13 protein-coding genes are annotated in these 14,578 nt (G+C 69.6%); 6 read left to right on the plus strand and 7 right to left on the minus strand.

Annotation, left to right across the window (positions count from 1 at the left end):
* The 4 genes from F3J14_RS15105 to F3J14_RS15120 form a co-directional block, all read left to right on the plus strand.
* A partial coding sequence (locus F3J14_RS15105) for a DUF3348 family protein (protein ID WP_166723669.1) occupies positions 1 to 330 on the plus strand: 330 nt, incomplete at its 5' end.
* 10 nt (positions 331 to 340) lie between these two features.
* Positions 341 to 3,388 (plus strand): DUF802 domain-containing protein, encoded by a 3,048-nt coding sequence (locus tag F3J14_RS15110; RefSeq protein ID WP_166723670.1) that lies wholly within the window; start codon positions 341 to 343, stop codon positions 3,386 to 3,388.
* A gap of 3 nt (positions 3,389 to 3,391) precedes the next feature.
* The gene (locus F3J14_RS15115; RefSeq protein ID WP_166723671.1) at positions 3,392 to 4,036 is read left to right on the plus strand and encodes an OmpA family protein; all 645 of its coding nucleotides are present in this window, start codon (positions 3,392 to 3,394) and stop codon (positions 4,034 to 4,036) included.
* Positions 4,033 to 4,668, plus strand: coding sequence for a DUF2894 domain-containing protein (locus F3J14_RS15120; RefSeq protein ID WP_166723672.1), 636 nt, complete (start codon positions 4,033 to 4,035; stop codon positions 4,666 to 4,668). The genes F3J14_RS15115 and F3J14_RS15120 overlap by 4 nt, the downstream gene beginning before the upstream one ends.
* A 29-nt stretch (positions 4,669 to 4,697) precedes the next feature.
* On the opposite strand, the gene F3J14_RS15125 is transcribed toward F3J14_RS15120, so the two are convergent.
* From F3J14_RS15125 to F3J14_RS36190, 4 genes are all read right to left on the minus strand, one after another.
* Positions 4,698 to 5,270 carry an NADPH-dependent FMN reductase gene (locus F3J14_RS15125; protein WP_166723673.1) on the minus strand — a complete coding sequence of 191 codons (573 nt, stop codon included), beginning with the start codon at positions 5,268 to 5,270 and terminating at the stop codon, positions 4,698 to 4,700.
* Between the two features lie 54 nt (positions 5,271 to 5,324).
* The gene (locus F3J14_RS15130) at positions 5,325 to 6,011 is read right to left on the minus strand and encodes a histone acetyltransferase (protein WP_211080357.1); all 687 of its coding nucleotides are present in this window, start codon (positions 6,009 to 6,011) and stop codon (positions 5,325 to 5,327) included.
* Positions 6,012 to 6,598: 587 nt separating this feature from the next.
* Positions 6,599 to 7,882: an isoprenylcysteine carboxylmethyltransferase family protein gene (locus tag F3J14_RS15135; RefSeq protein WP_166723675.1), complete on the minus strand. Its 1,284-nt coding sequence runs from the start codon at positions 7,880 to 7,882 to the stop codon at positions 6,599 to 6,601.
* Between the two features lie 120 nt (positions 7,883 to 8,002).
* Positions 8,003 to 9,223 (minus strand): collagen-like triple helix repeat-containing protein, encoded by a 1,221-nt coding sequence (locus F3J14_RS36190; protein WP_348771996.1) that lies wholly within the window; start codon positions 9,221 to 9,223, stop codon positions 8,003 to 8,005.
* On the opposite strand from F3J14_RS36190, the gene F3J14_RS36195 reads away from it, so the two are divergent.
* Both F3J14_RS36195 and F3J14_RS15145 read left to right on the plus strand, forming a co-directional pair.
* Positions 9,168 to 10,133, plus strand: a complete 966-nt coding sequence (locus F3J14_RS36195; RefSeq protein ID WP_348771997.1) for a highly repetitive protein — start codon at positions 9,168 to 9,170, stop codon at positions 10,131 to 10,133. The two genes, F3J14_RS36190 and F3J14_RS36195, sit on opposite strands and share 56 nt — an antisense overlap.
* A 426-nt stretch (positions 10,134 to 10,559) precedes the next feature.
* Positions 10,560 to 10,958 carry a carboxymuconolactone decarboxylase family protein gene (locus tag F3J14_RS15145; protein ID WP_166723677.1) on the plus strand — a complete coding sequence of 133 codons (399 nt, stop codon included), beginning with the start codon at positions 10,560 to 10,562 and terminating at the stop codon, positions 10,956 to 10,958.
* Positions 10,959 to 11,041: 83 nt separating this feature from the next.
* Here the strand turns inward: F3J14_RS15145 and F3J14_RS15150 are convergent, their stop codons facing one another.
* The 3 genes from F3J14_RS15150 to F3J14_RS15160 are packed head-to-tail and all read right to left on the minus strand — an operon-like array spanning position 11,042 to position 14,521.
* The gene (locus F3J14_RS15150) at positions 11,042 to 12,028 is read right to left on the minus strand and encodes an alpha/beta fold hydrolase (RefSeq protein ID WP_166723678.1); all 987 of its coding nucleotides are present in this window, start codon (positions 12,026 to 12,028) and stop codon (positions 11,042 to 11,044) included.
* A gap of 7 nt (positions 12,029 to 12,035) precedes the next feature.
* Positions 12,036 to 13,598, minus strand: coding sequence for an NAD(P)/FAD-dependent oxidoreductase (locus F3J14_RS15155; protein WP_166723679.1), 1,563 nt, complete (start codon positions 13,596 to 13,598; stop codon positions 12,036 to 12,038).
* Positions 13,595 to 14,521, minus strand: a complete 927-nt coding sequence (locus F3J14_RS15160; RefSeq protein WP_166723680.1) for an SDR family NAD(P)-dependent oxidoreductase — start codon at positions 14,519 to 14,521, stop codon at positions 13,595 to 13,597. Before F3J14_RS15160 ends, F3J14_RS15155 begins: the two co-directional genes overlap by 4 nt.
* Positions 14,522 to 14,578: the final 57 nt, after the last annotated feature.

The raw sequence follows: 14,578 nt of genomic DNA on the forward strand, positions 1-14,578 counted from the left end.
TCGCGCTCGTCCGGGATGGCGCGGCTCGCGGCGCTCGACGCGATCATGGAGCGCGTGCTCGGCGCGCGTGAGCGCAGCCTGCTGTCCGCCGTGCCCGCGCTGCTCGGCACGCGCTTCGAGCGGCTGCGTGACGCGGAACGGCAGGCGCTGGCCGACGCGCAAGCGGCAGCCGATGCCGGCGCCGATGGCGGCGCGCCGTCCGCCGCGGTGATCGTGCCCAGCACGTGGCTCGAGTCGTTCCGCGACGAGATGCGAAGCATCCTGCTCGCCGAACTCGAAGTCCGGTTTCAAACGGTAGACGGGCTGCTCGCAGCCCTTCGTACCTGCTAATCCCTACGCTATGTCCAGAATTCGTCTTGATCTCGTTGTCTTCATCGCCGGCCTGCTCGCAGTCTGCTGGATTGGCGTCGGCTATGTCGCGTCGAACCCGCTCGCGGCGGCCGTCACGCTGCTGATCGGCGCGTGCTACGTCGCCGGTGCGTGGGAACTGCTGCGCTACCGGCAGGCGACCGCCACGCTGTCGCGCGCGGTGGCCGGCCTGACCGAACCGCCGGCGACCCTCGACACGTGGCTGGATACGCTGCACCCCGGCCTGCGCGGCGCGGTGCGTGCGCGGGTCGAAGGCGCGCGCGTCGCGCTGCCGGGCCCGTCGCTGACGCCGTATCTCGTCGGCCTGCTGGTGCTGCTCGGCATGCTCGGCACGCTGCTCGGGATGGTCGTGACGCTGAAGGGCACGGGCGCCGCGCTCGAAAGCGCGACCGACCTCGACGCGATCCGCGCATCGCTGATCGCGCCGGTGAAGGGCCTCGGCTTCGCGTTCGGCACGTCGATCGCGGGTGTCGCGACGTCCGCGATGCTCGGCCTGCTGTCCGCGCTCGTGCGCCGCGAACGCGTCGACGCGGGCCAGCAGCTCGACGCGAAGATCGCGACGACGTTGCGCGTGCATTCGTCCGCGCATCAGCGCGACGAATCGTTCCGGCTGCTGCAGCGCCAGGCCGACGTGATGCCGGCGCTGGTCGACCGGCTGCAGACGATGATGACGACGCTCGAGGCGCGCAGCGTCGCGCTGCACGATCGCCAGATCGAAAGCCAGCAGGCGTTCTTCGATCGCACCGAGCGCGCGTATGCCGGGTTGGCCTCGAACGTCGGCGACGCGCTGAAGGAAAGCGCTGCCGAAAGCGCGCGCGTGGCCGGCGCCGCGCTGCAGCCGGTCGTCGCGGCGACGATGACGGGCCTCGCGCAGGAGATGGCCGCACTGCGCGACACCGTGACGGGCGCCGTGCAGCGTCAGCTCGACGGGCTGACGGACGGTTTCGAGAAGACGACTGAAAACGTGACGGCCGTATGGAACCGCGCGCTCGACGAGCAGCGCCGCACGGGCGACGCCGTCGCGCAGCAGCTGCAGACGACACTTGGCCAGTTCACCGACACCTTCGCGCAGCGTTCGACGGACCTGCTCGACGGCGTCGCGACGCGCCTCGAATCGACCGAAAGCCGCCTGTCCGACGCGTGGCGCGACGCGCTCGCGCGTCAGGAGCAGGTCGGCGAGACGCTGGCCGGCCAGCATACGCAGGCGCTGGGCGACGCCGCCGCAACGTTCGAGCGGCATTCGGGTGCGGTGCTCGCCGCGATGCGCGAGTCGCATACGGGGTTGCAGACGCAACTGGCCGCGCGCGACGAGGAACGCCTGTCGGCATGGAATGCTTCGCTGACCGCGATGGCGACGAAGCTCGGCGACGAATGGCAGCGTGCGGGCGCGCACAGCGCGGGCCGTCAGCAGGAAATCTGCGACGCACTTGCGCAAACGACGCGCGATCTGACCGCGCAAGCGGCGACGTTCGAACAACGCTCGAACGATCTGCTGTCGACGATTCGCGAATCGCACACGGGCCTGCAGACGCAACTGGCTGCGCGTGACGAAGAACGTCTGTCGGCATGGAATGCTTCGCTCACGGAGATGACGACGAAGCTCGGCGACGAATGGCAGCGTGCGGGCGCGCACAGCGCGGGCCGTCAGCAGGAAATCTGCGACGCACTTGCGCAAACGACGCGCGATCTGACCGCGCAAGCGGCGACGTTCGAACAACGGTCGAACGATCTGCTGTCGACGATCCGCGATTCGCACACGGGCTTGCAGACGCAACTGGCTGCCCGTGACGAAGAACGTCTGGCGACGTGGAATGCTTCGCTCACGGAGATGGCGACGAAGCTCGGCGACGAGTGGCAGCGCGCGGGCGTGCACAGCGCAGGCCGTCAGCAGGAAATCTGCGACGCGCTTGCGCAAACGACGCGCGACCTCGCCGCTCAGGCGGCGACGTTCGAACAACGCTCGAACGACCTGCTGTCCACGATCCGCGATTCGCACACGGGCCTGCAAACGCAACTGGCTGCGCGTGACGAAGAACGTCTGTCGGCATGGAATGCTTCGCTCACGGAGATGGCGACGAAGCTCGGCGACGAGTGGCAGCGCGCGGGCGTGCACAGCGCGGGCCGTCAGCAGGAGATCTGCGACGCGCTTGCGCAAACGACGCGCGATCTCACCACTCAGGCGGCGACGTTCGAACAACGCTCGAACGAGCTGCTGTCGACGATCCGCGATTCGCACACGGGCCTGCAGACGCAACTGGCTGCGCGCGACGAAGAACGCCTGTCCGCCTGGAACGACTCGCTCGCCGCGATGGCTGCCGCGCTGCGCGACGAATGGGCGCGCACGAGCGAACAGGCCGCGACGCGCCAGCAGGACATCTGCGACACGCTGACCCGCACGGCGAACGACATCACCGCGCAGGCGCAGGTGCACGCGAGCGACACGATCAACGAAATCTCGCGCCTCGTGCAGGCCGCGTCGGAAGCGCCGAAGGCCGCGGCCGACGTCGTCGCCGAGCTGCGCCAGCGGCTGTCCGACAGCATGGTGCGCGACACCGCGATGCTCGAGGAGCGTAGCCGCCTGCTCGCGACGCTCGAAACGCTGCTCGGCGCGGTCAATCACGCGTCCACCGAACAGCGCACCGCGATCGACGCGCTCGTCAGCACGTCGGCCGACCTGCTCGATCGCGTCGGCGCACGCTTCAACGACACGGTCGATGCCGAGACGCGCAAGCTGGATGCGGTGGCCGCGCAGGTCACGGCGGGCGCCGTCGAGGTCGCGAGCCTCGGCGATGCATTCGGTGCGGCCGTGCAGATATTCGGCGAATCGAACGACAAGCTGCTGAACCACCTGCAGCGCATCGAGGCCGCGCTCGAGAAGTCGCTCGCGCGCAGCGACGAGCAGCTCGAGTACTACGTCGCGCAGGCGCGCGAGGTGATCGACCTGAGCATGATGTCGCAGAAGCAGATCGTCGAAGACCTGCAGCAGATCGCCGGTCGGCGGGCATCGGTCGGAGCGTAACGCATGCATGACGAAATCGACGACGGCACGCCTTCCGCGCCGGTGTGGCCCGCGTTCGCCGACCTGATGTCGGTGCTGCTCGGCGCATTCGTGCTGATTCTCGTCGGCGTGATCGGCATGCAGTTGCAGCTCACGTCGAAGCTCGAGGAAGCCGTGCGTGCGCGCCAGCAGGAGGCGCAGCAGCGCAAGTCGCTCGAACAGGCGCTCGCCGGGCCGCTCGCGGCCGGCCGCGTGACGCTCGTGAACGGTCGCATCGGCATCAGCGGCGCCGTGCTGTTCGCACTGAACTCCGACCAGCTGCAGCCCGAGGGCCGCGATCTGCTGAAGACGCTGGCCGGGCCGCTGGCCGCCTATCTGAAGACGCGCGACGAGATCCTGATGATCAGCGGCTTCGCCGACGACCAGCAGGTGCGCGCCGGCAACCGCCAGTTCGCGGACAACTGGGAGCTGTCGGCCAAGCGCGCGCTGACGGTCACGCGGGCGCTGATCGACGCCGGCGTGCCGGCGCGGTCGGTGTTCGCGGCCGCGTTCGGTTCCGAGCAGCCGGTCAGCTCGAATGCGGACGACGAAGGCCGCGCGAAGAACCGCCGCGTGGAGATCGCACCGGTGCCGCGCAAGTCCGCATCGAACGGAGGGAAGCCGAAGTGACGGACGACGCGACGCACGTGCGCGCGACGCTCGACGCGTGGCGCGAGCAGGGCGCCGACCGGCTCGATCCGGTGCGTTTCCATCGACTCGACGCGCTCGAGAAGCGCGCGGCCGCGTTCGACGGCGACGCGCGCGCGTTGCTCGATGCGCGGCTCGCGACGCTGCTGGCAGGGTTTGCGGAGATCGTCGCGCGAGCCGGTGAAGCGGCAGCCGCGAGCGAGACGGCGCAATCCGCCGCGCAGGCGCCTGCACGCGGCGCGCTCGGCGGGCTCGTCGAGCAACTCGCGCGCGATGCGCAGGCCGACCGGCGCGGTGTCGATCCCGAGCTGATCGACTACTTCCGCACGATGTGGTCGAAGGTCCGGACCGAACAGCAGTATCGCCAGTCGCTCGACCAGGTGCCGCGCAACGCGGGGCCGCTCAATTCGAACAGCCTCGTGCATCGGTCGCTCGCGACGATGCGCGAGCTGTCGCCGGAATATCTGCAGCAATTCCTGTCGTATATCGATGCGCTGGCGTGGCTCGAGGATCTGGCCGGCGGCGGCGCGCAGCCGGAGAAGGAAGCGCCGCGCGCGAAGGCCGCGAAGCCGGCGAAACCGGCGAGGAAGACCACGCGCACCAAGGCGCGATAGCGCACGCGGTCGGCCGCGTCGATTGTTGTCTAGCGGCCCGGCGCCTGCGCGTCGATCGCCGCGCGCAGCGCGTGCAACGCATCGGTGAGCGCCGACGCGAACGGCGGATGCGCGGCGATGCCCGCCGCATCGAGCTGGCTGCCGAGAATCGGCAGCGCGATCGACGCGCGCTCGACGATGCACGCCGACATCACCGACAGCGTTTCCCGCAGCGCCGCGTCCGCATGCGTCGCGCGCGGCGACGCGTTCAATACCGCGACCGGCTTGTACACGACGGCTTCGCATCCCACGACCCAGTCCAGCGCGTTCTTCATCACGCCCGTCACGCCGTGTGCGTATTCCGGGCTCGCGATCAGCAGGCCGTCCGCGGCGTTCAGCCGCTCGATCAGGTCGCGCACCGCGGCCGGCGACGGATGTTCGGCATCGGGATTGAACAACGGAAATTCGCCGAGACGATCGAAGCGCGTGATGCGCATCCCGCGTGGCGCGACGCGTGCTGCCGCATCCAGCAGCGCCGCGTTGTACGACTGCGCACGCAGGCTGCCGCACAGCGCGACGATGTCGATGCGGCGTTCGGAATCGGTTCGGGGCTCGGTAGCCATCGAGGCGGGTGTCGGTAGGTGGTTTGCGCGGCGGCGTCGCGCGAATCCGCCGGATTATCGCATCGACGCGTGATCGGCGTGAGCGACGCGACGAGCGTTGGCGGCGCCGCGCAGATGGGCGAGTTCGCGTCCCTCCTGCTGACATCTCGCGTCCTGACACCTTGCGCCAGCGACGTCCGTCATTCCGGTTGCCCGCGCCAGGTCACCGAGCGTCCACCCGTCGCCGAGCAACAGCCGGCGCGTATGCAGCGCGCCGTGCACGTGATCCGCGACGGCTTCGCCGAGATAACGCAGCGCGCGGCCTTCGACGTCGACGAAGCCGTGCCGGTAGTCGTGCGCGAGCGCGGTCCACAGCTGCGCCGCGCCGACCGACTGTCGTGCGCCGCTGATCAGGCACAGGCCCGCGTCGAGTCCCCAGCGATACAGCGTCGTCGCGAGGCCCTTGCGTTGCGCGGAACCGCGCAGCCGCGTATGCGGTGCGCGCAGGTAGCGGTCCGCGCGGCGCGGGAGTTCGGGCAACCGGTTGAAGATCGTGTAGCCGGCGAGCTGCCGGGCCGACGGATCCTCGACGTAAAGGAAGTATTCGCCGTCCGCCTCGCGGTGGCGGACGATCAGGCCCGAGTCGCCGAGCGCGACGGCCGGCAGGCCGTGCAGGCGATGGCCCGGCTGGTGCAAACGCGCATGGAGCGCGTCGAGTTCATCGTCGATGTCATGCTGGGAATGCTGTACGTCGATACGCATGGCAAAAGGCGCCCGTCCCGGGCGCATCGAGAAAGGGGTTCATCGCAACGGGGAAGGGACAGGGAAGCGGCCCCCGGGCTCGACGCGCGAGCCGGGGCCGCGAATCAGCTGGGGATGTGCTGGAAACCGGCGGCGATCGCGGCGAGGCCCGCGATGCAGAGTGCGAACAGGATCAGGACTTTGTGGATCACGCCTCTCTCCTCATGAACGCGCGGCGCCGAAGGACGGTGCCGCGGAGACGGTGACGGCGGGCACGGCCCGCGCGGCCGTCGTGCGGGACGACGGTCGGAGGTCCGGCGACAGGCGCGCGCGGACGGTCAGCACCATACGCGACCACCACGGGGCGGGCAATCGCACAGCGGGAGAAAAGCGATGAAACGCGGGGAATCGGCGTGTTTCGCGACAATCGGTCGCAAGCGAGCGGCGTGTGATGGCGATGCGTTTGCGTGAACAGGGCCCGGCGTCCGACATCGCGAATGCATGTGTGTCGCACGTGGGCGACCGGCGCAGTCGCTGCATCGATCGCACGCGTTCCGCCGGGCTGCCATGCTCGAGGCGCTCATCGAACCGATGAGCACGAGACACCCTCACACCGCCTGCCGCCCCCCGAACGCCTGCTTGATCCGCGCGAACAACCCGTGTTGCGCGATCCATTCCGCATACGCGCGATAGTCAGGATCCCGCATCAAATGCCGTTCTTCCGTCTTCGCCCGCGTGTAGTAGATCAGGTTGACCGCGACGAGCCCCGCGCAGTGCATGAGCCCCAGCTGCCAGCCGAGCGGCTCGACGAACGGCACCGACACCATCCAGTACGACAGGTTCTTCGCGATGTACGCCGGATGCTTCGTGAAGCGGTACGGGCCCGACGTGATGATCCCGCGGTTCGTGAGGTTCGAGAAACGCAGCCCGAACGAGATCGTCGACAGCGCGTAGGTCATCAGCAGCAGGATGATCACCGCGCCCCAGATCACGCGCAGCGTCGGCGCGGACAACAGCCAGTTGTCCCAGAACAGCGAACCTTCGTAGCGGATGTAGTTGTTCGAGATCAGCGACCAGAACGGCTGGTAGCACATCAGCGCGGCGACCCAGCCGAGCGTGGTCGGCTCGACGGTGCGCACGTGGCTGTCGAGGATGCGGAACGTGCACAGGTAGCCGACGGTGCCGAACATCAGGTCCATCGTGAACGACAGGTCGTACAGGAACACGAAGGTCGCGAGCGTCATCGGCGCGTGCAGCGCGTTCGCGAGCGATGCGCTCAGGTGATCGGCGTCCTTCGACAGGTAGACGGTCATCAGCGGCAGGAAGAACGCCTTCACGCCCCAGCCGGCGAGCATCTCGCGCACGGGCTGCCAGCTCGCGGGCTTCTCGCGGCGGAACAGGAGGCGGCCCCACAGCAGGTACGCGTCGTCGGTCTCGCGCTGGTGGCGATCCATCCACGCGAAGTAGAACGGCGCGGCGACGATCACGTACGGCGCGAGCGAGCGCAACAGCGACCAGAACGGCAGGTAGAACGCGCCGTGATATTCGGGCAGCAGCCAGTAGAGCAGGCCGATGCCGGCGTAGATCGACGTCAGCGCGCCGAGCCGCGTCGCGACGCGGGCGAGCCCGAGCGTGCGCACGGCCTGCCGCGACAGTCCCGCGCTCGGGCGCAGGTAGACGCGCGAGATGAAGATTTCGTGCAGCGCGATCGTGCCGATGATCGCAAGGCTGGCGATGACCGCGCGTGTGGCCGCGTCGAGGGTCGGCTGGTCGCGCGTGATCCACAGCGCGAACAGGCCGGCTGCGATGCCGAGCAGGCCGGCGCGCAATGGTGTGGCGGAACGGGGCGGGCGGTCCTGGACCGCGGCGATGCCGTCGATGGTGGAATTCATGATCGAATCCTCGTCGGGATGAGGGCCGGCGCCCCCGCTTGGCGGGTGACGCCGGCCGTCGGCCGGGCATTGGATTGGTACGCGCCCGGCCATTGGCCTGTGGTTTTGATGGGTGCAGCGTTACTTCTTCGGGGTGGCGCCGAGCAGGCCGCCGAGCAGGTTCGTCACCGGCGCGAGCAGATTGTTCGTGCCGCCCGCGGCACCGGTCGAGCTGCCGGTCAGGCCGGTCGTGACTGCGCCGCTGCCGGACGGCGTCGTCACCGTGCCGGCCGCGCCGCTCGGGCTGGCCGTGCCGAGCGCGCCCAACGCGCCGGCCGGCGACGTTAGCGAACCCGTCAACGTGCCGACGGGACCACTCGTCAACGCACCGCCGAGGTTGCCGGTGAGGCCGCCGCCCGGCGTCGTGACCGTGCCGGTCAGGCTGGCGCCGAGCGGGGTCAGCGAGTTGACGAGGCCGGTGACCGGCGCAAGCAGGCCGCCGACACCCGAGCCGCTGGTGCCGCTGGTGCCACTCGTTCCGCTCGAGCCGAGGCCGCCGAGCGCACCCGTCACCGTGCCGAGCAGGCCGGTGATCGGCGCGAGCGGGCCGCCGCTGGTACCACTCGTCCCGCTGGTGCCGCCCGACCCGCTCGAGCTGCTGCCGCCACCGAGGCCGCCCGTCAGCGTACCGAGCAGACCAGTGATCGGGGCGAGCGGGTTGGTGCCGCTGCTGGAACTGCCGCTGGACAGCAGGCCGCCGGTCGACGACACCGTGTTGCCGAGCTGGGACACGCTGCCGCCGGCGCTCGTGCCGACCGGGTTGCCGGTCGCGCTGCCGACCTGCGAACCGGCCAGGCCGAGGCCGCTGCCGAGCGTGCTCAGCAGGCCGCTGAGCGGGGCGCCGAGCAGGGTCGCGTTGCCGAGCGTCTGCGCGGCGCCCGGCGTCGTGACGCCGCCGGTCAGCGTGTTCGTGATCGGGTTGATCACGCTGCCGAGCTGCGTTTCGAGTTGCTGGACCGGCGCGGTGTTCAGCGCCGTGTTCAGCGCCGATGCGGTCGAGTTGACCGCGGTGCCGACCGCGTTGACCAGATCGCCGACCAGGGTCGTGGCCGGCGCGAGCGGCGACAGCGGTCCGCTGCCGAGGCTCGTCACTGCGTTGCCGAGGTTGTTGACCGCGCCGCCGGCGCCGGTCAGCAGGCCGGTGGTCGACGTGAGCGTCGGGCCGAGCGGGTTCGGCGACACGCCGATCGAGCCGAGGCCCGCCGCGACGCCGCTGCCGAGCGACTGCACGCCGTTGCCGAGGCTCGTGACCGCGTTGCCGATGCTGGTGGCCGTCGCCGGGTTCGTGCCGGGGACTTGCACGCCGCCGGCCTGCGCACCGCCGTTTGCGACCGTCGTGCCAAGTCCCGTGACGAGCGTGCCGGTTTGCTGGAGGACGTTGCCGAGCGGGGTGACGTTGCCGGAGGTGCCTGAAGTGCCCGAAGTGCCCGAGGTACCGGAGGTGCCCGACGTGCCGGAAGTGCCCGACGTACCGGAGGTGCCCGACGTGCCGGAAGTACCCGAAGTACCCGAAGTACCCGAAGTACCCGAAGTACCCGAAGTACCCGAAGTACCCGAAGTACCCGAAGTACCCGAAGTACCCGAAGTACCGGAAGTACCCGAGGTACCGGAGGTGCCCGACGTGCCGGAAGTACCCGAGGTACCGGAGGTGCCCGACGTGCCGGAAGTACCCGAGGTACCGGAGGTGCCCGACGTACCGGAGGTGCCCGAGGTGCCGGAAGTGCCGGAAGTGCCGGAAGTGCCGGAAGTGCCGGACGTGCCCGACGTACCGGACGTGCCCGAGGTGCCGGAAGTGCCGGAGGTGCCCGACGTACCGGAGGTGCCCGAGGTGCCGGAAGTGCCGGAAGTGCCGGAAGTGCCGGAAGTGCCGGAAGTGCCCGACGTACCGGAGGTGCCCGAGGTGCCCGAGGTGCCCGAGGTGCCGGAAGTGCCCGAAGTGCCCGAAGTGCCCGAAGTGCCCGACGTACCGGAGGTGCCCGACGTACCGGAGGTGCCCGAGGTGCCCGAAGTCCCCGAACTACCGCCTCCCGACGTTCCCGACGAGCCGCCACCGGAAGTCCCCGAACTACCGCCACCGGACGTACCCGTTGAGGTGTTCCCGGATGCGCCCGAAGTCCCCGACGTCCCCGAAGTCCCCGAAATGCCGGACGTTCCCGACGTGCTCGGCTTGACCGACGGCGTGACCGGCCCGTCGACCGAGCCGCAGCCGTAGAGTGTGACGAGCGACAGGACGGCCAGCGATACCGTCGTTTTTTTGAAGTAATGGTGCATGGTGCCCTCGACATTGGAAGTTGTGTCCGGGCCATTACTGCAAATTCCGCGCCATGGCATCTTTCGCGCGACGCACCGGCGCTTTGTTGCGGAAATCGGGAATATCGCCGCGATTTAAACGGAGGAATGGCGGTTTCGTGCGACGGGCGCGACAGCTGGGCTGAACGCGGTTGCCGTGATGTTCCCGTAAGGCGCCGTAACGCGCGGCGCGATGTTACGTAGCGTTCGTCCCGACGCTACGCGACGCGGGTGGCCGCGACCGGAACGCCGCCACTTTGACGAAACGCCCGCGTGCCGCGAACATGACGCGAACCCACCCGGCCGCGGGCGACACCGAAGCGGCCGCGACTTCAGACAGGACACCGACATGAGCGAACAGGACAGGGAACAGGGCAAGGCACGCCGCACCGAAGTCATGGGCGACGCATTCGTCGAGCGCGCGATGCGCGACCTCGACGGATTTTCGCGTCCGCTGCAGAACTGGCTGAACGAGCACGCATGGGGCAGCACCTGGCAGCGCGGCGGCATCGACTTGAAGACGCGCAGCCTCTGCACGTGCGCGATGCTGGCGGCGCTCGGCCGCGGCGCGGAGCTGAAGGGCCACGTGCGCGGCGCGCTCAACAACGGCGCGAGTCTCGTCGAGATCCGCGAGGTGCTGCTGCACAGCGCGCTGTACGCGGGTGCGCCGGCCGCGGTCGAAGCGTTCCGCAGCGCACGCGAGGTGATCACGGAACTCGGGCTGTCGCTGCCCGACGACGAAGCGTGACCGGCGCGCGGTGCCCGGCATCCGCCCCGCAGCGCCGGGGCGCCGTCATCGTCCGCGCGACCGCCCCGTCAACCCGGTGACGCTCAATGCTCGACGTGCGTGCCCTGCGCCGGCACATCGACCGGCGCGGCGGCAACCTCGAGCAGCCAGTCCGCCGTCGCGTCCGGAATCGTGACCGGCAGCATGTGTCCGCCTTCGACGACCGTCAGCCGCACGCGCGCCGACTTGTTCGCCAGTGCCTCGCCGTGCACGCGCCAGTTCAGGATCGGATCGGCGCGGCCGTACAGCACGTCGACCGGCAGCGCGAGCTCCGCGTAGCGTCGCTCCATCGCGGGCAGGTCGACGGGCGCCGACAGCAGGTCCGTCGCCGTCGCGTAGAACACATGCGGGCGCAGCCCGAGCAAACCGCCGCCCTTTACCGGGAAGTCGCGCGGCACGGCTTCCGGCGCGAACACCTGGCTGACGGCCTTGCGGCCGGTCAGGATCGTCAGCGGGACCGCGAAGGTCCACGACACGAAGCGGCGCACCAGCGGCGACGGCAGCATCAGCGGCTTGAACGGCGCCGGCGGCTCGGTCTGCTCGTGCGACAGCGGCGCGATCAGCGCGAGCCGGCTCACGCGCTCCGGATGGTTGAGGCCGACCGCGAGCGCGATCGCACCGCCGAGCGAGTGGCCGACGAGCACCGTCCGGTCGAGCTGCAGCGCATCGAGAAACGCGGCGATCGTGCGGGCCTGCGCGAACACGTTCGCCTGCGAACTGGCGCCGCGCAGCGAGCGGCCGGCGCCGGGCCGGTCGACGAGGATCACGCGATGGTGCTGCGCGAGCCGCGTGAGCGGCAGGTACGCGAAGTTGCGCCACTGTCCGGCGAGCCCGTGCACGAACACGAGCGGCGGGCCGCTGCCGTACTCGACGTAGTGGATGCGATCGCCGCCGATGTCGACGAAGCGGCCTTCGGGCGGAAACGCGCGCGTCACGCGGCGCGCGATGAAGCCGGAAAACAGCGCGAGCACGGCGAGCACCGCGACGAAGCCGAGCAGCACGTTCTGGATCAGATGAAGCGTATGGCTCATGTCGGCCTCAACGGGTTTCGAGTACGGGTTCGGCAACCGGCGCGGCGGCCGGGCCGGCTTTCGCGCGGCGTTCGAACTTCATCGCCGAATCGGCGAGTCCGCTGAACTTCAGCGACGCGAGATCGAGCACGTAGTTCTGGTGGAATTTCCAGGGCTTGCGGTGCCTCTGCCTCGGCAGGATGCCGGCCGCGCGCTGGATGTAGCCCGAGCTCAGGTTTACCGCCGGCACGTCGCCGAGGTCGCCGGCGCCGAGCCGCGGCACGCAGGTGTCGTAGCCGTTCGCACGCATGTGGTTGAGCAGCCGGCACACGTAGCGCGCGATCAACTCGGCCTTCAGCGTCCACGATGCGTTCGTGTAACCGAACGACGACGCGAGGTTCGGCACGTCGCTGTACATCATTCCTTTATAGGACACGGTCTGCGGCAAGTCGACCGCGCGGCCGTCCACCGTGACGCGCGCGCCGCCGAGCATCTTCACCTTCAGCCCGGTCGCGGTGACGATCACGTCCGCGTCGAGCTGCTGGCCGCTCTTCAGCTTCAGGCCGGTCGGCGTGAAGCGCTCGATCTCGTCGGTGACGATCGAGGCGCGGCCCGCGCGGATCGACTTGAACAGGTCGCCGTTCGGCACGAGGCACACGCGCTGGTCCCACGGCATGTAGCGCGGCGTCAGATGCTTCGCGACGTCGAAGTCGGGGCCGAGCTGCTTGCCGGCCGCGCGGATGATGAACTGCTTCGTCCGCTCGGGCTTGCGGCGCGACACGTTATACAGGTACATCGTCAGCAGCACGTTCTTCACGCGCACGAGCCGGTGCGCGAGCCGCGACGGCAGCACGCGGCGCAACGCGTTCGCGATCTTGTCGCGCGCGGGCAGCGACACGATGTAGGTCGGCGAGCGCTGCAGCATCGTCACGTGTTTCGCGTCGGTCGCCATCGACGGCACCAGCGTGACGGCCGTCGCGCCGCTGCCGATCACGACGACGCGCCGGTTCGCGTATGACAGGTCCTTCGGCCATTGCTGCGGGTGCACGATGCGGCCTTCGAACGATTCCATGCCGGCCCAGTCGGGCAGGTAGCCGCCGTCGTAGTCGTAATAGCCGCTGCACATGTAGAGGAAGCGGCACGTGTAGACGAGCGTGTCGACCGTCCCGTCCCGCGTGCGCTCGATGCGCACCGTCCAGCGCGCGCGATTCGAATCCCAGTCGGCCGCGACCACCTTCTGGCCGTAGCGAATCGTCTTGTCGATGCCGTACGCGCGTGCCGTGTCGCGGATGTAGTCGAGAATCGTCTGCCCGTCCGAGATCGCCTTGTCGCTGTGCCACGGGCGGAAGCTGTAGCCGAGCGTGAACATGTCGGAATCCGAACGGACGCCGGGATAGCGGAACAAGTCCCAGGTGCCGCCGATCGCATCGCGCGCCTCGACGATCGCGACGTTCGCGTACGGGCAGCGCTTTTTCAGGTGATACGCGGCGCCGATGCCGGACAGGCCGGCGCCGACGATCAGCACGTCGAGGTCGCGGCTGTCGCCGCAGGCGGACGGCGCGTCGCGCCGGTCGGTCGTCGTCGAACTCATGCGGGGTCCTTGGTCGGTGGGGTCGGGCGTGCGGCCGGTGCGTGCGTTCGCTCTCCCGCGGCGGCGTCCTTCGGGCGGAGGTTGCGTGCGCGGGCGCGGCGCACGTGGCGCAACACCAGCTGCTGGTAGCCGGCGCCGAGCAGGCGCGCGATCCTGTCGAGGCGCCGCGCATCGGCGCCGACCAGCACGCGGCGCGCATTGCGCTCGACGCCGGCGAGAATCTGCCGCGCGGCGTCGTCGGCCGTCGTTGCGTTGATCAGGCGGTTCGCCTGGCGGCGGTGGGTCGCTTCGTCCTGGCCCGTGAGCGCGTGGATGCTGGTGTCGACGCGGCTCGCGTCGACGATGTTGGTCGCGACGCCGCCCGGATGCACGCAGGTCGCGCTGACCGGCGCGCCGTCGAGTTCGAGCTCCATCCGCAGCGCCTCGGTGAAGCCGCGCACCGCGAACTTGGTTGCGTTGTACGCGCTCTGCGTCGGCATCGCGACGAGCCCGAACAGGCTCGACGTGTTGATCACGTGGCCGTCGCCCGACGCGCGCAGATGCGGCAGGAACGCCTGCGTGCCGTGCACGACGCCCCAGAAGTTGATGCCGACGATCCATTCGAGATCGGCGATGCGCGCGGTCTCGGCGCTCGCGGCCAGCGACACGCCCGCGTTGTTGAAGACCAGGTTGACCTTGCCGTGTTCGGCGCGCACGAAATCGGCCCACGCGAACACCGCGTCACGGTCGGCGACGTCGAGCCGCCGCATGCTCGTGCGCACGCCGTGCTTGCCGCACGCGGCCGCCGTGCCGGCGAGACCGACATCGTTGACGTCGGCGAGCGCGACCTCGCAGCCGCGACGCGCGAGCTCGAGCGCGAGGCTGCGGCCCATGCCGGAACCGGCACCCGTGATCGCGGCGACCTTGCCGGAAAAACCCTTCATTCGTCTTCCTCCCGTTCCGCTTGCACTGCGCCGGCGGCGTGCTTATTGTGGTGATGT

The sequence above is a fragment of the Burkholderia sp. Tr-862 genome (assembly GCF_011753085.1).
Classification (GTDB): Bacteria; Pseudomonadota; Gammaproteobacteria; order Burkholderiales; family Burkholderiaceae; genus Burkholderia; species Burkholderia ambifaria.

Excerpts from the sequence above, each read along its gene's own strand:
- F3J14_RS15160 (WP_166723680.1), bottom strand. The coding sequence starts at position 14,521 with ATGAAGGGTTTTTCCGGCAAGGTCGCCGCGATCACGGGTGCCGGTTCC.
- F3J14_RS15125 (WP_166723673.1), bottom strand. The coding sequence starts at position 5,270 with ATGGCTACCGAGCCCCGAACCGATTCCGAACGCCGCATCGACATCGTC.
- F3J14_RS15150 (WP_166723678.1), bottom strand. The coding sequence starts at position 12,028 with ATGAGCCATACGCTTCATCTGATCCAGAACGTGCTGCTCGGCTTCGTC.
- F3J14_RS15110 (WP_166723670.1), top strand. The coding sequence starts at position 341 with ATGTCCAGAATTCGTCTTGATCTCGTTGTCTTCATCGCCGGCCTGCTC.
- F3J14_RS15130 (WP_211080357.1), bottom strand. The coding sequence starts at position 6,011 with ATGCGTATCGACGTACAGCATTCCCAGCATGACATCGACGATGAACTC.
- F3J14_RS15115 (WP_166723671.1), top strand. The coding sequence starts at position 3,392 with ATGCATGACGAAATCGACGACGGCACGCCTTCCGCGCCGGTGTGGCCC.
- F3J14_RS15135 (WP_166723675.1), bottom strand. The coding sequence starts at position 7,882 with ATGAATTCCACCATCGACGGCATCGCCGCGGTCCAGGACCGCCCGCCC.
- F3J14_RS15155 (WP_166723679.1), bottom strand. The coding sequence starts at position 13,598 with ATGAGTTCGACGACGACCGACCGGCGCGACGCGCCGTCCGCCTGCGGC.
- F3J14_RS15145 (WP_166723677.1), top strand. The coding sequence starts at position 10,560 with ATGAGCGAACAGGACAGGGAACAGGGCAAGGCACGCCGCACCGAAGTC.